Raw genomic sequence first — 19,729 nt, 5'->3', positions numbered from 1 at the left:
AAAAATACCGGGCTGTGCAAGCAAGGGCGCAATATTGCATTGCGCCCTTGCTATTCCCACGGCAGCAACAGCTGGCGCTCAAGCTGCGGATCCAGCAGCGTCACGTGCAAACCTACCAGCCGCACCCCACGCCCTTCACGTCTTTCGCTCCATGCCTGACGCGCTACATTGATCAAATCGTCTTTATTCAGTACTGGCCAAACGTGTTCCTGCGTTGTTTGCTGGAAATCCTGAAACTTCAGCTTTACGCCTTGGCGGGCGATATGCAGATCCGGTTTTACCTTGCGCAAGCGCATTTCCAGTTCCGGATACAGTTTGTCGACGATCAGCGCTTCGCACTCTTCCCAGGCATGAATGTCCTCCGCCAGCGTGCGTTCTACCCCCACCGACTTGCGCAGCCGCTCAGGCGAAACCTCACGCAGATCGATGCCCTGACAGCGTTCCCAAAGTACGCGGCCAAATTTGCCAAAGCGCTTTAACAACGCCGCCAGATCGTACTGCTGCACGTCGGCGCAGGTGATCAACCCCACTTCTTCCAACCGTTTGGCGGTCACTTTTCCCACGCCCGGGATTTTACTCAGCGGCAGTTGCTGTAAAAACGCGGGAACCTGCGCCGGAGTAATAACGTATTGGCCGTTCGGCTTATTCAGCTCCGAGGCGATTTTGGCGAGGAATTTGATGGGCGCGACACCGGCAGACGCGGTGAGGTTCAGTTCATCGGCTATCGCCTGGCGGATTTGTTCGGCGATCAGCGTCGCCGAGCCGTTGCACTGGCTGCAGTCAGTGACGTCCAGATAGGCTTCATCCAGAGACAGCGGTTCGATCAACGGGGTGTAGCGGGCAAAAATTTCACGGATATGCAACGAGGCTTCCTTGTACGCCGCCATGCGGCCGGGCAGCAGCTTAAGGTGCGGGCAAAGCTTGAGCGCCATCGCCGTCGACATGGCACTGTGTACGCCATAGCGACGTGCAGGATAGTTGGCGGTGCTGATCACCCCACGCCGGTCGGCGCTGCCGCCAATCGCCAACGGAATATCGCGCAGGCTGGGATCGTCGCGCATTTCTACCGCCGCGAAGAAGCAGTCCATATCGACATGAATGATTTTACGCATCGCCCCTCCAATAACACTGTATAAGTATACAGCCAATAATGGAAAGCTCAAGCCTCGGCAAAACTCGGATCAGCTCGGATAAAACAGGGTTTCACCCAATTATCTTCGACTTGTTAAAAAAGCGTAATTTTTGAATAGTACGCTGTGGCAAATTAATCGCCTCAGTTATTGATAACAATAAACCTTGCACAGGAAGGTGCCCTACATGAAAGCATTATCGGTCTATTTATTCGCTTCAGCATTATCCCTGATATCCCTTGCCGCGAGCGCAGCCCCTGCCATTATTGCGCACCGCGGTGGCACTGCCGACGCACCTGAAAACACTCGCGTCGCAATTGAAACCGCACTGAAAAACGGCGCGGACGCCATTTGGATCACGCTGCAGGAATCCAAAGACGGCGTTATCGTGCTATACCGTCCTTCAGACCTGAAAGCGCTGACCAACCAACAGGGCCTGGTCTCCGCTTACACCGCCGAACAACTGGCGAAAGTTGACGCCGGCTGGTCATTCGCCAAAGGGGAAACGCACCCGTTCCGGGGGAAAGGCATTGGCATTCCTCGGCTGGATGAAATACTCAACGACTTCCCCAAGGTCAATTTCTATCTGGACATCAAGTCACCGGATGCCAATCCGGCCCAGTTCGGTAAAACCTTGCTGGCAACCCTGGAAAAAACCGGCAGCCTGAACCGCACCCGCGTTTACTCCACCGATGCCAAATATTTGCAGGCGCTACCGCCGGCTATCAAGCGTTTCGAAACCCGCGATGAAACCCGCGACCTGCTGGCGAATATCAGCCTGTCGCACCTGTGCGAACTGAAGCCGGATAACCAGAAGCCGCGCTGGTACGGGCTGGAACTGAAACGGGAAGTGGAAGTGGTGGAGAAATTTACCCTGGGCGAGGGGCGCTCCAAGGCGTTTCTGACCTGGGATAAAGAATCGATCGACTGCTTCCGTTCGCAAGGCCCAGCGTACATCATTCTGTTTGGTATTAACACCCCGGCAGACTACCAGCAGGCGCTGGCGCTTGGGGTAGACGGGGTGATGGTCAACTCACCGGCCGATGCGAAAAACTTTCGCCAGGCCAAATAACCGATAAAAAAAGGGGCGCCGCATGCGCCCCTTGTAGTCAGATAATCCGGTGCTTTTCCAGCTGCTGCTGGCGCAACGCCTCTTTCTCCAGGCGTTTTTTACGCGCATCGCAAGGTTCCGGACAGTCGCAAACCTTATCCATCCCCAGCGCCGTAATGCCGCCGCAGCTGCCCTGCAGGCTTTTACGTTTAAACACGTAGCCCAGGGACATACCGCCGACAATCAGCAGAAACAACACGAAGGTGGCGACAAATACCGTCAACATAGCGACCTCACGAGTGCTTGTTCAAATAGGGTTTAAACGCCTCAGAGTAGCGCTCTTCAAAACCGGTGGCAGTTTTCACAATCATGAACACCGGGATCCCCATCAGGTTCGCCAATGCCATGCCGCGTTCCGGCCCCAGTACGTTTAATCCGGTCGACAAACCGTCTGCCGCCATGCAGGTTGGGCTCAACACCGTGACCGACACCAGGTGGTGATGGATCGGCCGGCCGGTGATCGGATCTATAGTATGCGAATACCGCACGCCATCCTGTTCGAAATAGTTACGGTAATCCCCCGAGGTGGCTATCGACATCTCACCGGGTTGGATCACCAATTGCGCTTTCTGCTCCATGCCGGCGGTCGGCCGCTCAATGGCGATACGCCACGGTTTATTCTCACCGTTGTGGCCGCGAGTGCGCACCTCACCGCCAATATCGACCATGTAGTTTTTCACCTGCTGCGACTGCAGGTACTGAGCAATGACATCCACCCCGTACCCCTTGGCAATCGAGGAAAGATCGACATACAGCTCCGGAATGCGTTTGACCAACGCGTTGCCCTGTACCGACAGCTTGTCGATGCCAGTCCAGGCGCGGCGCTGCTCCAGTGCGGCGGCGCTCGGCACCTTGTCCGGCCGCCCTTCCGGCCCGAAGCCCCACAGGTTAACCAACGGCCCGACGGTCACGTCCAGCGCGCCGTCGGTAACGCGGTTGATACGCAGCGCCTCCAGCACCACTTCTGCCGTCGCGGCCGACACCGGGAAGGGTTTATCCACTGCGCGACTGGCGTTGAAGCGGCTCAGTTCCGAGCCAGGACGATAGGTGGACATTTGGTCGTTCACCAACTCCAACCGTTTGTCGATCTCCGCCTGTATCTTGGCGGCGGACGGCGTATCGTCGCCGGTGACGTAGCGGATCGAATAGGAGGTCCCCATGGTTTTACCCTCGAGATTCACCTGCTCCGGCCCGCAACCGGTCAATAACAGGGTGGCGCTCAGCACCACCGTCGTCATCCAGCCCTTCATTGCCCCTACGCGCATTTAGCCACCAAAGTCATCCAGCATGATATTTTCGTCTTCGACGCCCAGATCTTTCAGCATCTTGATCACCGCGGCGTTCATCATTGGCGGACCGCACATGTAGAATTCGCAGTCTTCCGGCGCCGGGTGGTTGCGCAGATAGTTTTCCAACAGAACATTATGGATAAAGCCGGTGTAACCCGTCCAGTTATCCTCTGGCTGCGGATCGGAAAGCGCCACGTGCCAGGTAAAGTTTTCATTCTCTTCCTGCAACCGATTGAAATCGTCCTCGTAGAACATCTCACGCAGCGAACGCGCGCCGTACCAGAAGGTGATTTTGCGCTTGGACTTCAGGCGATTGAGCTGGTCAAAGATGTGTGAACGCATCGGTGCCATGCCGGCACCACCGCCGATAAAGATCATTTCGGCGTCGGTATCCTTGGCAAAGAACTCGCCGAATGGCCCGGAGATGGTCACCTTGTCACCGGCCTTCAGCGACCAGATATAGGAAGACATAATGCCCGGCGGCACGTCAGGATCGCGCGGCGGTGGCGTAGCGATACGCACGTTGAGCATGATAATGCCCTTTTCATCCGGATAGTTCGCCATGGAATAAGCGCGCACCGTGGTGTCATTCACCACTGAGCGATAGCGGAACAGGTTGAATTTGTCCCAGTCGCCGCGGTACTCCTCCGGCACATCGAAATCGGCATAGCTGATGTCGTGCGCCGGCGCCTCGATCTGAATAAAACCACCGGCACGGAACGGCACATCTTCACCGTCAGGAATTTTCAGCTTCAGCTCTTTGATAAAGGTGGCTTTGTTATCATTGGAGATAACTTCACACTCCCACTTCTTCACGCCAAAGATTTCTTCCGGCAGCTCGATTTTCAGGTTTTGCTTCACGTTCACCTGACAGGCCAGGCGGCAACCCTCTTTCGCTTCACGCTTGTTGATGTGCGACAGTTCAGTCGGCAGGATATCGCCGCCGCCCTCTTTGATCACCACCCGACATTGCCCGCAGGAACCGCCGCCGCCACAGGCAGACGAAACGAAGATCCCCTGGCTGGAGAGCATATTCAGCAGCTTGTCGCCCGCCGGAGCGGTAAAGCTTTTGTCCAAATCGCCATTCACTTCCACCGCAATATCGCCGGTGTTCACCAGCTTCGATTTGGCGAACAAGATCAGCAGTACCAGCACCATAACGATGGCGGTAAACATCGCGACGCCTAAAATAATTTCCATAAATTCTTCCCGCCTTTACAACTGAACACCGGAGAAGGACATAAAGCCCAACGCCATCAGCCCGGTGGTGATAAAGGTAATGCCCAGGCCGCGCAACCCTGCGGGGACATTGGCATACTTGAGTTTTTCGCGGATCCCCGCCATCGCGACTATCGCCAACATCCAGCCCGTGCCGGAACCGAAGCCGTACACCACCGACTCGGCGAAGTTGTAGTCACGTTGCACCATGAAGGACACACCGCCGAAGATGGCGCAGTTCACGGTGATCAGCGGCAGGAAAATGCCGAGTGCGTTGTACAGCGACGGGAAGAAGCGATCGAGGATCATCTCCAGAATCTGCACCAGCGCAGCAATCACGCCGATAAAGGTGATGAAGTTGAGGAAGCTCAGATCAACGCCTTCCACCAGCGCGCCATCACGCAGGATCAGGTTGTAGACCAGGTTGTTAACCGGCACAGAGATGCCGAGCACCAGGGTAACCGCAATCCCCAAACCAAAGGCGGTCGAGACCTTCTTCGATACCGCCAGGAAGGTACACATCCCCAGGAAGAACGCCAATGCCATGTTCTCTACGAACACTGCGCGTACAAACAGGCTGATATAATGTTCCATCGGCCATTACTCCTTTTCGATCTGCGCTGGTTTCAGGGTGCGGAGCGCCCAGATCAGCAGGCCGATGATAAAGAACGCGCTCGGTGCCAACAGGAACAAACCGTTTGGCTGATACCAACCGCCGTTCTGTACCGTTTCCAGCACCGGGATGCCGAACAGTTTGCCGGAACCGAACAGCTCACGCAGGAAGCCAACCAGCACCAGGATTACCCCGTACCCCAGCCCATTGCCGATACCGTCCATGAAACTCTCGATGGGCGGCGACTTCATGGCATAGGCTTCGGCGCGCCCCATCACGATACAGTTGGTGATGATCAGGCCAACGAACACCGACAGCTGCTTGGAAATCTCGAACGCATAGGCGCGCAGCAGCTGATCGACCACGATCACCAGCGAGGCGATAATCGCCATCTGCACGATAATGCGTACGCTGTTCGGAATATGGTGACGGATCAACGAAATAAAGAAGCTGGAAAACGCCGTAACCAGCGTCACAGCGATGGTCATCACCACCGCCGTTTCCAGCTTGGTGGTCACCGCCAGCGCGGAGCAGACGCCCAACACCTGCAGGGCAATCGGGTTGTTGTCGAACAGAGGCCCTAAAAGGACCCGTTTAATCTCTTTGGAATCAGCCATTTTTCAGCGCTCCTTCACGAACTTTTTTCAGGAACGGGCCAAAGCCGTGCTCGCCCAACCAGAAGTCAAAAGTATGCTGCACGCCGTTGGAGGTCAGCGTGGCGCCGGACAAGCCGTCCACCCCGTGTTCATCTCCCTGACGCGCTCCGCCTTTCACTACGCGGATCGCCGGTTGCCCGTTATCGTCAAACAGCTTTTTACCGACCCACTGCTCGCGCCAGCTGGCATTCTCAACCTCACCACCCAGGCCCGGGGTTTCTCCTTGCTGGTAGTAAGTAATGCCTTTCACCGTGTTACCGTCGTTATCCAGCGCAACAAAGGCGTACATCATTGACCACAGGCCCGTGCCGTAAACCGGCAGCACAATTTTGTTCACCGCGCCGCTGTCGTCACGCACCAGATAGATTTCCGCCTGGTTACTGCGGCGTTTGATGCCCGCCGGATCGTCAGCCGCCGGCAACGCCGCACTTTTGCTGTCATCACGCAATGCCGCAGCCAGATCGAACGCCGCTGCCTTGCCGGTAACAAACTCACCGCTGTTTAAATCCAGCAACCGGGGTTCGATGCGTTGGGTGAACAGCGTTTTGACCTGCTCGCCCTCCATTTTCGGTTGCAGCAGGCCGGCCACATCGAGGATATTGCGCTGCTTGTCGAGCAGCTTTTGTTCCTGCTGTTTGGACTTCAGACCGACGGCGGAACCCGCCACCACCACAGAACACACCAGGCACAACAGCAGTACCACCAGCAGCGTTTTACCGATGCTGTCGTTTTTAGATTCATTCGCCACGGGCTTTTCTCCGCTTGATGTTGGCCTGCACCACCAGATAATCGAACAGCGGCGCGAACAGGTTGGCGAACAGGATCGCCAGCATCATGCCTTCCGGATAGGCCGGATTGACCACCCGGATCAGCACGCACATCACGCCAATCAGGATGCCGTACCACCATTTCCCCTTATTGGTGAACGAGGCGGAAACCGGATCGGTGGCCATAAAGATCATGCCGAAGGCGAAACCACCTAACACCAGGTGCCAGTACCACGGCATGGCGAACAGCGGGTTAGTAGTAGAACCGATGGAATTAAACAGGAAGGCGGTAGCCATCATGCCCAGCATCACGCCGGCGACGATGCGCCAGGATGCCACACGACCGAACAGGATTATCGCCCCGCCAAGCAGGATCATCAGTGTGGAAACTTCGCCGACGGAGCCGGGAATGTTGCCGAGAAACGCGTCCATCCAGCTGATTGACTGGCCGGTAGCGACGTTGCTCAGACTGTGCGCCCCACCCGCGCTCCATTGCGCCAGCGGCGTTGCGCCGGAGAAACCGTCGGCGGAGGTCCACACCAGGTCACCGGAAATCTGCGCCGGATAAGCGAAGAACAGGAAAGCGCGCCCCGCCAATGCCGGGTTAAGGAAGTTGCGCCCGGTGCCGCCGAAAATTTCTTTCGCCACCACCACGCCGAAGGTAATCCCCAGCGCGGCCTGCCACAGCGGCAGCGTGGGCGGCACAATCAGCGCAAACAGAATCGAGGTAACAAAGAAACCTTCGTTAATCTCGTGCTTGCGAATGATAGCGAACAGCACTTCCCAAAATCCGCCGACCAGAAACACCACGGCGTATATCGGCAGGAAGTAGCAGGCACCCAGCACCATTTTGCTGACCCAGCCGGCGTCCGCCGCCAAAGAAGCCCCCAACCATTGCGCCAGCCGGTAGTGCCAGTCGCCCGCCAATACCTGTTGCAGCTGATCGCCGCTGTAGAGGTGATGCAGCGCCGGAATGGCCTGTTGGCCAACGTTGTACATACCCCAGAACATCGCCGGGAAAACGGCCAGCCATACCAGGATCATCATGCGTTTCAGATCGATGGCGTCGCGCACGTGCGAAGCGCCGCGTGTCACCAGACCCGGGGTGTAAAACACCGTCGTCGTGGCTTCAAACAGCGGGTACCACTTTTCCAGCTTGCCGCCCGGAGTGAAGTGATGCTCGATTTTGTCAAAAAAGTTCTTCAGGCCCATCGGTTATCCTTCCTGCTCAATCTTGGTCAGCACGTCGCGCAGCACCGGAGCGTATTCATACTTGCCGGGGCAGACGAAGGTGCAAAGCGCCAGATCTTCTTCATCCAGCTCCAGACAGCCCAGCGCCTGTGCACTGTCGCTGTCACCCGCCAGCAGGTCACGCAGCAGCAGCGTCGGCAGAATGTCCAGCGGCATCACCCGCTCATAGTTGCCGATCGGTACCATGGCGCGTTCGCCACCGTGGGTGGTGGTCGAGAAGGCGAACAGCTTGTTTTTCAGGAAATGGCCCAGCGTGGTGCGGGTGATAGAGAATTTATCCGGCGACGGCGCGATCCAGCCGAACAGCTGTTTATCACGCCCTTCTTCAAGCACGGAAACCTGCGAGTGGAAACGGCCAAGATAGGCGTTAGGGCCAGCGACGTGGGTGCCGCTCAGCACCGAGCCTGAAATCACCCGGTTTTCACCGGCTTTAAGACGGCCGGCGGTCAGTTCATCGAGGCTGGCCCCCAGGCGGGTACGCAGCAGCTGTGGCTGTTCCACCTGCGGGCCGGCCAGCGCCACCACCCGATCGGTATCGAGCTTGCCGGTAGTGAATAGCGTCCCTATAGCGATCACGTCCTGATAACCGATATGCCAGACGGTTTTTTTCAAACTGACCGGTTCGAGGAAGTGGATATGGGTCCCCACCAACCCGGCAGGATGCGGGCCGGCAAACTCGTTATAGGTCACCTGTGCATCCGGCTGCTTGCCCAGGTTCGCACCTGATGCGTGACAGACGTGGACTTTACCGTCGGTCAAGCGTGCCAATACCGCTAACCCGGCGTTAAATGCCGCCAGTTGTTCGGTAATGATCACCAACGGATCGGCAGCCAGCGGCTGGCTGTCCATGGCGGTAACGAAAATGGCACGCGGCGTCGTTCCCGGTACAGGGGTTTTGCTGAAAGGGCGGGTGCGCAACGCCGTCCACAAGCCGCTGGCGATCAGTTCGCTTTCGACCTGCTCGCGCGGCAACATGGCCAGTTCCGCCATCGGGTAATGGGCAAACTCCAGCTGTTCGTCACCGCCATTTTCGATGGCGATCACCACCGACTGCAAAACGCGCCGTTCACCACGGTTGATGGCTACGATGCGGCCGCTGGCTGGCGCAGTGAAGAATACGCCGGGGGTCTTTTTATCTTCGAACAGCGCCTGACCTTTCTTAACGCTATCGCCTTCCTGCACCAGCATGGACGGGCGCATTCCGACGTATTCTTCCCCAAGCAGGGCGACATGCTGAATGATTGGGCCGTCATGAATTGCCTGAACCGGTGTTCCGGCAATGGGCAGATCTAACCCTTTTCTGATTTTAATCATAAGATTTATACGATGTTGGTTAGTTTCACACGTCTTACCGGCCCCAGAGGCTGGTGCTGACGATGCCTGGATGATGAGACTGCATCAGCAGCCTCTGGGTTAAGCGCAACGGCATCACGCTCAACATGAAATCTTTCGCACTGACAAAATGGGGTCGCGAACATTCCGTTGATAACTCCTGGATCCATTTTTGCGCGCTAAAAACGCTGTTAATACTTTGTTGCCGCAGGGGTGATTCAATCCCCCCGAGAAGTAAGCTCAACACCTCATTCTGCGGACGTAACAGCAGATTAATTCGAGCCGGGATATTAACATTTTTCACAACATTTTTCTGCGCTGGGCAGTGACCTGAGTCAAGCAAACGCAATTAAATTTCCGCTGTTTTACTCCACCAATCGTTAAAATCTGCCTGTCGATTCACTTTTATCGAAGTTTGTAGTTTTTTTATACACATCGCATATTGCTAAAAAAGAACACGCTGGTAATCTGACGGTGTTTTAAGACCGTAAAACAATAATCAGTGGCATGTTGGCCATGTCTACATTGAGCCAGCAGATAAATATAAGCAGGAATAATAATGAGCAAAATCGCGTTGTTGTTTGCGATGCTTTTTTCTATGCCGATGATCACGGCCTGCAGCGCCAGCGAGCAGGTTCCCGAGGCGCCGGTGGTTAAGCAGCAATTAGTGGGTTCACCGGTTTATATTCAGATATTCAAAGAAGAACGCACGCTGGAGTTGTATGCCAAAATGGGCAATGAATTCCGCCTGGTGAACTCTTTCCCTATCTGCAATTTCTCCGGCGGCCTGGGCCCGAAACGTCGTGAAGGTGACTTTAAAAGTCCGGAAGGCTTTTATAGCGTCGACTCGCGCCATCTGAAACCCGACAGTAAGTATTATCGGGCAATAAATATCGGCTTCCCTAATGATTACGATAAATCACAGGGGTATTCCGGCGCTTATCTGATGATCCACGGTGAATGCAAATCAATTGGGTGTTACGCGATGACCAACACCTATATGGATGAGATTTATCGTTATGTCGAAGCTGCGTTCGCTTATGGTCAGAGCCGGATTGATATCAGTATCTACCCGTTCCGCATGACCGATCAAAACCTGAAGCGACACAGTTCGTCTAACTACATCGCTTTTTGGCGCCAGTTGAAGCCGGGTTATGACTACTTCGTCAAAAACCATCAACCGCCAATGGTGGGGGTATCCAACGGTCAGTACGTGCTGGGCCAACCGTTGATGAGCAGCAGCCAGATGACGCAGTATGCGTCAACCACGGCTCCCGCTGTCAGCACCAATCCCTTCGCTCAGGCCAAGCCGCTCACCGAAGTGAAATAACGCGAATTCGCCTGGCGCAATCTTGTGCCAGGTTTCATTCGCCGTCAGCGGTTGGGTGGCAATCACCGTGACCACATCGTTAGGTGTGGTCTGCTGCTGGAAATCAATCTCCACGTCCTGATCGAGTAACGTAGCTTTCCCGAATGGCGCACGACGCGTGATCCAATACAAATTGGTGGAGCAGTACGCCATCACAAAACGCCCGTCCGACAGCAGCATGTTGAATACCCCTTTCTGGCGTAGTTGATCCGCCAACAGCGCGATATAGCGGAATACTGGCGGCCAACGGCTCGGAGTGCGTGGGTATTTCAGGGAAAGCTGGTGCAGCAACCAGCAGAAAGCATATTCGCTGTCAGTCTGGCCGACCGGGCGGAAGTTGCCGGTTTCCAACTGGCGATAGCCTTTCAATTGGCCATTGTGCGCGTAGGTCCAGTTACGGCCCCACAGCTCACGGGTAAAAGGGTGGGTATTCTCCAGCGCCACTTCACCGCGATTAGCCTGGCGGATATGCGAAACCACCGCACAGGACTTAATCGGATATTCTTGCACCAGACGGGCGATCGGCGAGTCGAAACTCGGCTGGGGATCTTTAAACGTGCGGCAACCGTTCCCTTCATAGAAGGTAATGCCCCAACCATCTTTATGTGGCCCGGTACGGCCACCGCGCTGAACCAGCCCGGTAAAGCTAAAGCAAATATCGGTCGGTACGTTTGCGCTCATCCCGAGCAGTTCACACATCGCTTGCCACTCCTTAACCACCCTGACGCCGTCTATTGGAGCGCGCCAGGCGCACCCCAATACAATATTAGCGGGGGCTGTGCGCCCCCTAAAGCCGTTAAGCCTTAACCATCTCTTTTTCGATCAGCTGAATCAAGATGTGGATCGCTTTGATATGAATTTCCTGGATGCGATCGGCGTAACCGAAGTGCGGTACGCGGATTTCCACGTCTGCGGAACCGGCCATTTTGCCGCCGTCTTTGCCGGTTAGGGTGATCACTTTCATCCCTTTGGCACGCGCCGCTTCGATAGCTTTAATGATGTTGCCGGAGTTGCCTGAGGTGGAAATGCCCAGCAGTACGTCGCCTTCGCGGCCTACCGCTTCCACATAGCGCGAAAACACATACTCGTAGCCGAAGTCGTTGCTGACGCAAGACAGGTGGCTGACGTCGGAAATGGCAATCGCCGGATAGCCTGGGCGGTTTTCACGGTAGCGGCCGGTCAGCTCTTCGGCAAAGTGCATGGCATCACAGTGGGAGCCACCGTTACCGCAGGAAATGACTTTCCCACCGGCTTTGAAGGAATCGGCCAGCAGCACTGCCGCGCGTTGAATGGCGTCGATATTGGCATCGTCATTGATAAATTTCGCCAGGGTATCGGCCGCTTCGTTCAGTTCACTGCGAATAAGGTCGTGGTACATGAGGAACCTCTTGTTATCGTCAATCTTCCGCTCCGCAGTGTACCGGATCGGGGAAAAACCGAGAAGCACTCTGAGTCAAACAGCGCCTTCGTTGAGGTGCCGCTGAGGTTTTTGATGATTGGTGCGGTCAGATTGTGACTTAAGTTGTAATTAAACTGTAAATGCATTGATAAAAATATGGGCTTGTACTAAAACCTATTACATACACACAACAGGTCAGACCTCTTGCCACTTTGGAGCTTCTTATGATGGTTCTTAGTATTGTTGTTTTACTGGCACTCATTGGTGTGGTGTTCTATCACCGAGTGAACCTCACCCTCAGTAGCCTTATCCTGCTGGCATACACCGCCGCCATGGGCGCCATCGGTCTTTGGACCTTCTGGATGCTGCTGCCGCTGGCGATTATCCTGCTGCCGCTGAACATCACGTCACTGCGCCGTTCGATGCTGTCTGCACCGGCGCTGCGTGCGTTCCGCAAGGTAATGCCGCCTATGTCCACCACCGAAAAGGAAGCGATCGAAGCCGGTACCACCTGGTGGGAAGGCGATCTGTTCCGCGGGACGCCGGACTGGAACAAGCTGCATAATTACCCGAAACCGCAGCTGACCGCCGAAGAGCAGGCGTTTATTGACGGCCCGGTGGAAGAAGCTTGCCGCATGGCCAACGACTTCCAGATCACTCACGAACTGGCCGATTTGCCGCCGGAACTGTGGGCGTACCTGAAAGAACACCGCTTCTTCGCGATGATCATCAAGAAAGAGTACGGCGGCCTGGACTTCTCTCCTTATGCTCAGGCTCGCGTGCTGCAAAAACTGGCTGGCGTTTCCGGCATTCTGGCGATCACCGTTGGCGTGCCGAACTCCCTCGGTCCGGGCGAACTGCTGCAGCATTACGGGACTGACGAGCAGAAAAATCATTATTTGCCGGGCCTGGCGCGCGGCGACGAGATCCCTTGTTTCGCCCTGACCAGCCCGGAAGCGGGTTCCGATGCCGGCGCTATTCCGGATGTCGGTACCGTCTGCATGGGTGAGTGGCAAGGCGAGCAGGTGTTGGGCATGCGCCTGACCTGGAACAAGCGCTACATCACGCTGGCACCGGTGGCGACCGTGCTGGGCCTGGCGTTCAAACTTTATGACCCGAACCACCTGCTGGGCAATAACGAATCACCGGGCATCACCTGTGCGCTGATCCCAACCAGCACTCCGGGCGTTGAAATCGGTAACCGTCACTTCCCGCTGAACGTGCCGTTCCAAAACGGCCCTACCCGCGGTAACGACGTGTTCGTACCTATCGATTACATCATTGGCGGGCCAAAAATGGCCGGTCAGGGCTGGCGCATGCTGGTTGAATGTCTGTCGGTAGGCCGTGGCATCACCTTGCCTTCCAACTCCACCGGTAGCGTGAAATCCATGGCGTTGGGCATTGGCGCTTACGCCCATATCCGCCGTCAGTTCAAAATCTCGATCGGCAAAATGGAAGGCATTGAAGAGCCACTGGCGCGTATCGCCGGTAACACCTATGTGATGGATGCCGCGGCTACGCTTATCACCAGCGGCCTGATGCTGGGCGAGAAACCGGCGGTGCTGTCGGCCATCGTGAAATACCACTGTACCCACAGAGGCCAGCAGGCAATCATCGATGCAATGGATATTGCCGGCGGTAAAGGCATCATGCTGGGCAAATCCAACTTCCTGGCCCGTGCCTATCAGGGCGCGCCTATCGCCATCACGGTGGAAGGCGCGAATATCCTGACCCGTACCATGATGATCTTCGGTCAGGGCGCTATCCGTTGCCATCCTTATGTACTGGATGAAATGGCGGCAGCGCAAAATAACGACCTGAACGCCTTCGATAAATCGCTGTTCGGCCATCTGGGCCACGTCGGCAGCAACAAGGTGCGCAGCTTCTGGCTGGGCCTGACCAACGGCCGCACCAGTGGCACACCGACCAAAGACGCGACTCGTCGCTATTATCAGCAGTTGAACCGCCTAAGCGCTAACCTGGCGCTGCTGTCGGACGTTTCTATGGGGGTGCTGGGCGGCAGCCTGAAGCGCCGCGAGCGTATCTCGGCCCGTCTCGGGGATATTCTCAGCCAAATGTACCTGGCTTCCGCTACGCTGAAACGTTTTGAAGATGAAGGCCGTCAGAAAGAAGATTTACCGCTGGTTCACTGGGGCGTGCAGGACAGTCTGCACCAGGCGGAACAAGCGTTGGACGATCTGCTGCGCAACTTCCCGAACCGCTTTATCGCCGGTGCGATGCGCTTCGTGATCTTCCCGTTCGGCCGCGTGCATACTGCACCTTCTGACCGTCTGGATCACCAATTGGCCAAGATCCTCCAACAGCCGTCTGCCACCCGCAGCCGTCTGGGGCGCGGTCAGTATCTGACGCCGAGCGAGCATAACCCGGTAGGCCTGTTGGAAGCCGCATTGGCGGACGTGATTGCCGCAGAGCCGATTCACCTGCGTCTGTGTAAGGAGAGTGGTAAAAACCTGCCATTCACCCGACTGGATCGTTTGGCACAGCGGGCACTGGAAGAAGGCAAAATCAGCGCCGATGAAGCGAAGATCCTGGTGAAAGCCGAAGAGAGCCGTCTGCGTTCCATCAACGTGGATGATTTCGAGCCGGATGCGCTGGCGGCCAGCAAGCCGGAAAAGCCGCTAAAGCAGGATAAGCGCCAGAAGCATACCGAAGCCGCGTAACGGCAATAAACACGTGCACTCAGGGGCGATAATCATCGCCCCTTTTTTATTTCCACTGAGAAATGCGCAGCCGTTCGCAACGTTACCAGAACGGCTAATTTAACCTTGGAGATTATCGGATAGACTGCCGGTGGGTGCTCTGGATCTTTCTGTCCGGAGCTTCAGTTTAGTCGAGGATAGAAAGAGAAAGGCCCCGAGTCGATACATCAACCCGAGGCCACTCTGAACGTCTAAGCAACGTCAGGTTAGCCTCTTACCCGCCGGAAGGCAAGGATAAGGAGGTCAAAAATGCAGCAGGAACGGGTCATTCTTAGGCTGATGATTATCTGCATAACGCTTGTCGCGCTGATGTGGATCACTCGCGGTTCACTGTGTGAATTGCGCATCAAACTGGGGGACACGGAGGTTGCAGCCATTTTGGCTTACGAACCCGAACGGTAAGGCAACCCAACGGCGGGGCAAGCCCCGCCTGTTGGTTGTTACGACAGATCCATGAGCACCCTTCCTCGCCGTATCCGTCAGGCTGCTAGCCGTTTTGGCGAATGCGCGCCAGCAGTGCATCGATATGTTCGATCTGCGACGCATTAACGATCAGCGCTCGGCCAAGGCTCAATGCGTGGCGCTGGCATTCTGCACGCATCTCGGCATCGCTAATACTGTCCAGATCGGCCACGTGTGCCAGACCGATAGTGCGGCGAATCAGTTCGCTGCCACAATAACCTACCGCATCCGTCCACACCTGCTGCAGGAACTGCTCGGCGTAACCTGGCACCGCCAGCGCCGGCTCACGAGTGTATTGGTGGCACAGCGCCAGGAAGCGATCGGCAAAAATCAGCCAGAGTTCGCGCACATCCTGCAGGCGTTGTTCTCGCCCGGCGGCGGCGTCACGCGGCCCTAACAGTCCCGGCAGACCGCAGTAGTTCAACAACAGATTGCCCAAGGCGCTGCCGACGTCAAACCCGATCGGCCCATAGAAACCAAACTCGGCGTCTATCGCCTTCAACTTGCCTTCCGCAACAAAAATTGAGCCGCTGTGGATATCGCCGTGCAGCAACGCTTCCGCCTTGCTCAGAAAGCGGTGTTTCAGTCCAGCCACCGCCAGCTTCAACGCGGGATCGTTACGCAGCTCTCGCACCTGGGGCAGCAGCACCGGGTCAAACTGATTACGCTCATGATCGATATAGGGATCGGTAAAGAAAAGATCTTCGGTGATCTGGCACAGTTCAGGGTTGGTGAAGCGACTAACTTCGGCCTTTTTTGCCTGTGCCGTCTGATAGAAATCGGAGGTATGGAACAGGGTCTGCGCCAAATATTCCGCCAATTGCCCGGCCGCCAGAGGGTAATAGTGGCCCTTGAGCAATTCACTGCGCCAGATGTGGTGGTCGGAAAGATCTTCCTGCACCATCACCGCCAGCTCGGGATCATGATGCAACACTTTTACCGTATGCCTTGGGCAAAAACCGCCGTGGATCAACAGAGTTTCCGCTTCGATCCGTGCCCGATCCAGGGTCAATGGCCAGGATTCGCCCACGCAGCGTACATACGGCAGCGCCTGTTTAACGATCACCCTGCTCACGCCATCGCGATCGCGGATCTTGAACACCAGGTTCAGATTGCCGTCACCAATCTCGTCAGCGCTCACCAGCGCCTGCGGATCGGCTAACTGCCCGTATTGGCGAGCATACTCAACGGCATCGGCAGCAGTAAACGTACGATAATGCGACATTCCCAACCCCTCTTTCCTGTCTCTCTGACACAACGATTATTATTTTTTAGACGTAAAAGCATTTGGACGTCTATACATCTGGAAGTCATGTTGGCAGAATAGCTTTCCAGATGCAATAACTACGCAACAAGGAATTAACTGCCGATGCAAGCGCTTAACACCACCAGTTTGACCCTGCGTGACAACCGACTTTGGATCCTCGATCAGCAGGCTTTGCCGCAGGAAAAACAGTGGCGAACCTGCGACAGCGTAGAGGAACTGGTTGATCATATTCATACCTTGCGGGTGCGGGGCGCACCGCTGATCGGCCTGTCCGCCAGCCTGCTGTTGGCCCTGTTGGCAGAACGTGGGCTGCCGCGTGAACAGCTTGAGCAGGCACTGATCACTCTGCGTGCTTCAAGGCCGACGGCGGTCAATCTGATGAACAATCTGGACCGCATGAAGCTGGCGCTGGCGCAACCGCAATGGGTGCCGACGATGGTGGAAGAAGCCTTGCGGCTAGTGGAAGAAGACCGCAAATTGTGCGATCGCATTGCCGACCACGGGGCCGAACTGGTAAAACCCGGCAGTCGCCTGCTGACCCATTGCAATACCGGTGGCTTGGCGACCGCTGGCGTCGGTACTGCCATTGGTGTGCTACTACGCGCCCATCAGCAGGGCAAAGTGCAGCAGGTGTGGGTGGATGAAACCCGGCCGCTGCTGCAGGGTGGCCGTTTGACCGCCTGGGAGCTGGGCGAGTTGGGTATTCCTTATCGGTTAATTTGCGACTCCATGGCTGCCAGTCTGATGGCGCAGGGCCAGGTCGACGCCGTATGGGTGGGGGCCGATCGCATCGCTGCCAACGGTGACGTTGCCAATAAAATAGGCACCTACAGCCTGGCAGTCCTGGCGCATTACCACAACATCCCCTTCTACGTTGCCGCCCCGCATACAACGCACGACCCCCACTGTCCGAACGGCGCAGCCATCCCTATCGAGCAGCGCGCCGCAGCTGAGGTGACCGGTGTGTCGGGCAGTTTTGGCTCATGCCAATGGGCGCCAACCGATGCGCAGGTTTACAACCCGGCGTTTGACGTCACGCCGGCGAAGCTTATCAGCGGTTGGGTGTTTGACAGCGGCGTGATTACACCACAGCAGGTCAATGATGGGATCTTCCAGCGGGCGTTAGGCTAACGCCCGCGCAGTATCAGTTGAGACGCGGATAAGCATCGGCGATTTTATCGCCGGTGAAATGTGCCACCCAGCCTTCCGGGTTATCGAACACGCGGATCGCCGTGAAATTCGGCGCCGATCCCATGTCAAACCAATGGCGAGTGTCTGCCGGCACGGAAATCAGATCGTTCTTCTCGCACAGGATCTGGTAGATCTTGCCGTTCAGATGCAGACAGAACAGCCCCGCGCCTTCGACAAAAAACCGCACTTCGTCTTCACCATGGGTGTGTTCGGAAAGAAACTTTTCGCGCAGCACTTCGCGCTGGGCGTTGTCCGGACGCATGCTGATCACATCCCAACTCTGGTAGCCTTTTTCCGCCACCAGACGATCAATTTCATGCTGGTAAGCGGCAATCACCGCCGCCGGTTCCGGGTTGTCACCCAGTTCACGATCGGCCTGCCAGCGTTCAAAACGCACGCCGATTTGTGCCAGTTGCTGCTGAATAGCTTCGGCGTCGCGGCTCTGCCACAGCGGCTGCTGCGGCTCTTTATCGCTGAAAATCGTCAATCCACTCATGAGGCAAACTCCCCTAAATCGATGTGATCAAAACGGTTAACCTGCGGGTGCCGGCTCTGCGCATCGGCGTCGTCGCGGATCAGCTGACAGGTATGCCAACCGGCGGCTCGCGCGGCATCCAGCTCTTGATGAATATCGGAAAGGAACAGCAGCTCGTCGGCGGCGATACCGATTTCATTGGCAATATTGCGGTACGAGGCGGTTTCACGCTTGGCCCCGACGTGGGTATCGAAATACCCGCTGAACAATGGCTGCAGATCGCCGGCATCACTGTTGCCGAACAGCAGTTTCTGCGCTTCCACCGAGCCGGAAGAGTAAACGTATAGCTTCAGCCCCTGCTGCTGCCAGGCGCTTAGCTGCCCGGCCACTTCAGGGTATAAATGCCCGCGGAAATCACCGTTGTGGTAGCCACTGCGCCAGATGATGCCTTGCAGTGCCTTCAGCGCGGTGGATTTGCGATCTTCGTCCATAAAACGGTAGAGCGCGGCAATAAGTTGCTCAATATCCGCCTGCGGTTGGTCAATCTCATGACGCAGGGCAGCCAGCGGCGCAGCCACCTCAGCCTCTGCCTGGTGCTGACGGATAAACGGTGCCAAACGTTCACGCGCATAGGGAAACAGCACCTGATGAACAAAGCGGATATCGCTGGTGGTACCTTCAATGTCAGTGACGATGGCGCGGATCATTTTGCCTCCAGTAAACGGCGTTGCAGTTCGCACTGGAACAGGAATTCCAGCCCTTCAAGGTGACGACGAGCCTCCGCAACCTGGCGGCCCCAACAATACAGGCCGTGACCCCGCACCAGAAAACCGTACTGCAATGGCGTCACTTCGGCATAGGCCGCGACGCGCGCGGCCAAGCGCGGAATGTCCTGATCGTTGTCGAAAATGGGGATCGCTACGGTATCCAGATGAGAGCTCTGCCCGGCGAGAGATTTTTGCATCTCATAGCCCTGCAACACCAAACGCTCGCTGGATTCAACGCGTGACAACACTGTCGCATTCACCGAATGCGTATGCAACACCGCGCCAATCTGTGGGTACAGCCGGTAAATCAAGGTATGCAGGCCGGTTTCCGCCGAGGGTGTGCGGCCACTCGGCACATGGTTGGTGGCGGTTTCCACCAGCAGGAAATCCGATTCGCTCAGGCTGCCTTTATCCTTGCCGGATTCGCTCACCAGACAGTGTCGGTCATCAAGGCGCAGCGACATGTTGCCGCCGGTCGCCGGGCACCAGCCCTTTTCGCCAATCCAGTGACAGGCAGACAACAGCGCTGTAAGTTGCGGATTTTCGGTCATTATCGTTTCCCGGTAGTAAGGTCGTCCAGCAGGTGAAGCTTAGAATGATTTGATTAATGATTAGATTTTTTCTTCATTTAGCCATCTAAGCGTCTTGATTGCCAAATACTAACATCGTGTTATATTGACGGCAACATAAGCGCCAGGAGTATTAGCCTGCT

21 protein-coding genes are annotated in these 19,729 nt (G+C 56.2%); 5 read left to right on the top strand and 16 right to left on the bottom strand.

The genetic code is table 11. The features are described 5' to 3' along the window. Nucleotides 1–50 precede the first annotated feature (50 nt). Nucleotides 51–1,112 carry a DNA polymerase IV gene (dinB, locus tag NR114_RS08050; RefSeq protein WP_046374422.1) on the bottom strand — a complete coding sequence of 354 codons (1,062 nt, stop codon included), beginning with the start codon at nt 1,110–1,112 and terminating at the stop codon, nt 51–53. A gap of 205 nt (nt 1,113–1,317) precedes the next feature. Between dinB and NR114_RS08045 the strand changes: the two genes are divergently transcribed. Then, a complete protein-coding gene (locus NR114_RS08045; RefSeq protein WP_234529320.1) occupies nt 1,318–2,202 on the top strand; it encodes a glycerophosphodiester phosphodiesterase family protein in 885 nt (294 codons plus the stop codon). 37 nt (nt 2,203–2,239) lie between these two features. Here the strand turns inward: NR114_RS08045 and nqrM are convergent, their stop codons facing one another. From nqrM to NR114_RS08000, 9 genes are read right to left on the bottom strand one after another with little or no spacing between them, the layout of a single operon-like run. Then, on the bottom strand, nt 2,240–2,467 hold the full coding sequence (nqrM, locus tag NR114_RS08040) for a (Na+)-NQR maturation NqrM (protein ID WP_020825372.1): 228 nt from the start codon (nt 2,465–2,467) through the stop codon (nt 2,240–2,242). Nucleotides 2,468–2,474: 7 nt separating this feature from the next. Beyond that, complete coding sequence (locus NR114_RS08035; protein WP_187962324.1) at nt 2,475–3,506, bottom strand: FAD:protein FMN transferase; 1,032 nt, start codon at nt 3,504–3,506, stop codon at nt 2,475–2,477. Beyond that, nucleotides 3,507–4,730 (bottom strand): NADH:ubiquinone reductase (Na(+)-transporting) subunit F, encoded by a 1,224-nt coding sequence (gene nqrF / locus NR114_RS08030; RefSeq protein ID WP_044548498.1) that lies wholly within the window; start codon nt 4,728–4,730, stop codon nt 3,507–3,509. A gap of 15 nt (nt 4,731–4,745) precedes the next feature. Then, the gene (gene nqrE / locus NR114_RS08025) at nt 4,746–5,342 is read right to left on the bottom strand and encodes an NADH:ubiquinone reductase (Na(+)-transporting) subunit E (RefSeq protein ID WP_012005400.1); all 597 of its coding nucleotides are present in this window, start codon (nt 5,340–5,342) and stop codon (nt 4,746–4,748) included. A 6-nt stretch (nt 5,343–5,348) separates the two neighbouring features. Next, nucleotides 5,349–5,978: an NADH:ubiquinone reductase (Na(+)-transporting) subunit D gene (locus tag NR114_RS08020; protein ID WP_020825369.1), complete on the bottom strand. Its 630-nt coding sequence runs from the start codon at nt 5,976–5,978 to the stop codon at nt 5,349–5,351. After that, nucleotides 5,971–6,765, bottom strand: a complete 795-nt coding sequence (locus tag NR114_RS08015) for a Na(+)-translocating NADH-quinone reductase subunit C (protein ID WP_234529319.1) — start codon at nt 6,763–6,765, stop codon at nt 5,971–5,973. Before NR114_RS08015 ends, NR114_RS08020 begins: the two co-directional genes overlap by 8 nt. After that, nucleotides 6,755–7,996: an NADH:ubiquinone reductase (Na(+)-transporting) subunit B gene (locus NR114_RS08010; RefSeq protein ID WP_020825367.1), complete on the bottom strand. Its 1,242-nt coding sequence runs from the start codon at nt 7,994–7,996 to the stop codon at nt 6,755–6,757. The genes NR114_RS08015 and NR114_RS08010 overlap by 11 nt, the downstream gene beginning before the upstream one ends. 3 nt (nt 7,997–7,999) lie before the next feature. Then, nucleotides 8,000–9,349, bottom strand: coding sequence for a Na(+)-translocating NADH-quinone reductase subunit A (locus NR114_RS08005; protein WP_020825366.1), 1,350 nt, complete (start codon nt 9,347–9,349; stop codon nt 8,000–8,002). Nucleotides 9,350–9,383: 34 nt separating this feature from the next. Continuing rightward, complete coding sequence (locus tag NR114_RS08000) at nt 9,384–9,671, bottom strand: hypothetical protein (RefSeq protein WP_128864373.1); 288 nt, start codon at nt 9,669–9,671, stop codon at nt 9,384–9,386. A 255-nt stretch (nt 9,672–9,926) separates the two neighbouring features. Between NR114_RS08000 and dpaA the strand changes: the two genes are divergently transcribed. After that, complete coding sequence (dpaA, locus tag NR114_RS07995) at nt 9,927–10,697, top strand: peptidoglycan meso-diaminopimelic acid protein amidase (RefSeq protein ID WP_020825365.1); 771 nt, start codon at nt 9,927–9,929, stop codon at nt 10,695–10,697. Here the strand turns inward: dpaA and NR114_RS07990 are convergent. Both NR114_RS07990 and lpcA read right to left on the bottom strand, forming a co-directional pair. Continuing rightward, nucleotides 10,629–11,435 (bottom strand): class II glutamine amidotransferase, encoded by an 807-nt coding sequence (locus NR114_RS07990; RefSeq protein WP_020825364.1) that lies wholly within the window; start codon nt 11,433–11,435, stop codon nt 10,629–10,631. The two genes, dpaA and NR114_RS07990, sit on opposite strands and share 69 nt — an antisense overlap. Nucleotides 11,436–11,532: 97 nt before the next feature. Continuing rightward, nucleotides 11,533–12,114 carry a D-sedoheptulose 7-phosphate isomerase gene (lpcA, locus tag NR114_RS07985; RefSeq protein WP_004949058.1) on the bottom strand — a complete coding sequence of 194 codons (582 nt, stop codon included), beginning with the start codon at nt 12,112–12,114 and terminating at the stop codon, nt 11,533–11,535. Between the two features lie 245 nt (nt 12,115–12,359). Here lpcA and fadE point away from each other — a divergent pair, with 245 nt between their 5' ends. Together fadE and NR114_RS07975 are read left to right on the top strand one after the other, a co-directional pair. Next, on the top strand, nt 12,360–14,816 hold the full coding sequence (fadE, locus tag NR114_RS07980; protein ID WP_020825363.1) for an acyl-CoA dehydrogenase FadE: 2,457 nt from the start codon (nt 12,360–12,362) through the stop codon (nt 14,814–14,816). 288 nt (nt 14,817–15,104) lie between these two features. Continuing rightward, nucleotides 15,105–15,257, top strand: coding sequence for a Hok/Gef family protein (locus NR114_RS07975; RefSeq protein WP_234529318.1), 153 nt, complete (start codon nt 15,105–15,107; stop codon nt 15,255–15,257). 85 nt (nt 15,258–15,342) lie between these two features. On the opposite strand, the gene mtnK is transcribed toward NR114_RS07975, so the two are convergent. Beyond that, complete coding sequence (gene mtnK, locus NR114_RS07970) at nt 15,343–16,542, bottom strand: S-methyl-5-thioribose kinase (protein ID WP_234529317.1); 1,200 nt, start codon at nt 16,540–16,542, stop codon at nt 15,343–15,345. 144 nt (nt 16,543–16,686) lie between these two features. Between mtnK and mtnA the strand changes: the two genes are divergently transcribed. Then, entirely contained in the window at nt 16,687–17,715 is a 1,029-nt protein-coding gene (gene mtnA / locus NR114_RS07965) for an S-methyl-5-thioribose-1-phosphate isomerase (RefSeq protein WP_046374428.1), read from the top strand. Between the two features lie 13 nt (nt 17,716–17,728). Here the strand turns inward: mtnA and NR114_RS07960 are convergent, their stop codons facing one another. The 3 genes from NR114_RS07960 to NR114_RS07950 are packed head-to-tail and all read right to left on the bottom strand — an operon-like array spanning nt 17,729 to nt 19,568. Next, nucleotides 17,729–18,271, bottom strand: a complete 543-nt coding sequence (locus NR114_RS07960) for an acireductone dioxygenase (RefSeq protein WP_044548476.1) — start codon at nt 18,269–18,271, stop codon at nt 17,729–17,731. After that, nucleotides 18,268–18,957 carry an acireductone synthase gene (gene mtnC, locus NR114_RS07955; protein WP_020825359.1) on the bottom strand — a complete coding sequence of 230 codons (690 nt, stop codon included), beginning with the start codon at nt 18,955–18,957 and terminating at the stop codon, nt 18,268–18,270. Before mtnC ends, NR114_RS07960 begins: the two co-directional genes overlap by 4 nt. Next, a complete protein-coding gene (locus NR114_RS07950; protein ID WP_020825358.1) occupies nt 18,954–19,568 on the bottom strand; it encodes a methylthioribulose 1-phosphate dehydratase in 615 nt (204 codons plus the stop codon). Before NR114_RS07950 ends, mtnC begins: the two co-directional genes overlap by 4 nt. Between the last annotated feature and the right edge of the window lie 161 nt (nt 19,569–19,729).

Source organism: Serratia sp. Ser99, from assembly GCF_024519545.1.
In the GTDB taxonomy this organism is placed as follows: Bacteria; Pseudomonadota; Gammaproteobacteria; order Enterobacterales; family Enterobacteriaceae; genus Serratia; species Serratia liquefaciens.
The sequence above is the reverse complement of the archived record's forward strand: the minus strand, read 5'-3'. Positions and strand labels throughout refer to the sequence as shown.

Coding starts and splice junctions, on each gene's coding strand:
- dinB (WP_046374422.1), bottom strand. CDS start 1,112: ATGCGTAAAATCATTCATGTCGATATGGACTGCTTCTTCGCGGCGGTA.
- NR114_RS08045 (WP_234529320.1), top strand. CDS start 1,318: ATGAAAGCATTATCGGTCTATTTATTCGCTTCAGCATTATCCCTGATA.
- nqrM (WP_020825372.1), bottom strand. CDS start 2,467: ATGTTGACGGTATTTGTCGCCACCTTCGTGTTGTTTCTGCTGATTGTC.
- NR114_RS08035 (WP_187962324.1), bottom strand. CDS start 3,506: ATGCGCGTAGGGGCAATGAAGGGCTGGATGACGACGGTGGTGCTGAGC.
- nqrF (WP_044548498.1), bottom strand. CDS start 4,730: ATGGAAATTATTTTAGGCGTCGCGATGTTTACCGCCATCGTTATGGTG.
- nqrE (WP_012005400.1), bottom strand. CDS start 5,342: ATGGAACATTATATCAGCCTGTTTGTACGCGCAGTGTTCGTAGAGAAC.
- NR114_RS08020 (WP_020825369.1), bottom strand. CDS start 5,978: ATGGCTGATTCCAAAGAGATTAAACGGGTCCTTTTAGGGCCTCTGTTC.
- NR114_RS08010 (WP_020825367.1), bottom strand. CDS start 7,996: ATGGGCCTGAAGAACTTTTTTGACAAAATCGAGCATCACTTCACTCCG.
- NR114_RS08005 (WP_020825366.1), bottom strand. CDS start 9,349: ATGATTAAAATCAGAAAAGGGTTAGATCTGCCCATTGCCGGAACACCG.
- dpaA (WP_020825365.1), top strand. CDS start 9,927: ATGAGCAAAATCGCGTTGTTGTTTGCGATGCTTTTTTCTATGCCGATG.
- NR114_RS07990 (WP_020825364.1), bottom strand. CDS start 11,435: ATGTGTGAACTGCTCGGGATGAGCGCAAACGTACCGACCGATATTTGC.
- lpcA (WP_004949058.1), bottom strand. CDS start 12,114: ATGTACCACGACCTTATTCGCAGTGAACTGAACGAAGCGGCCGATACC.
- fadE (WP_020825363.1), top strand. CDS start 12,360: ATGATGGTTCTTAGTATTGTTGTTTTACTGGCACTCATTGGTGTGGTG.
- NR114_RS07975 (WP_234529318.1), top strand. CDS start 15,105: ATGCAGCAGGAACGGGTCATTCTTAGGCTGATGATTATCTGCATAACG.
- mtnK (WP_234529317.1), bottom strand. CDS start 16,542: ATGTCGCATTATCGTACGTTTACTGCTGCCGATGCCGTTGAGTATGCT.
- mtnA (WP_046374428.1), top strand. CDS start 16,687: ATGCAAGCGCTTAACACCACCAGTTTGACCCTGCGTGACAACCGACTT.
- NR114_RS07960 (WP_044548476.1), bottom strand. CDS start 18,271: ATGAGTGGATTGACGATTTTCAGCGATAAAGAGCCGCAGCAGCCGCTG.
- mtnC (WP_020825359.1), bottom strand. CDS start 18,957: ATGATCCGCGCCATCGTCACTGACATTGAAGGTACCACCAGCGATATC.
- NR114_RS07950 (WP_020825358.1), bottom strand. CDS start 19,568: ATGACCGAAAATCCGCAACTTACAGCGCTGTTGTCTGCCTGTCACTGG.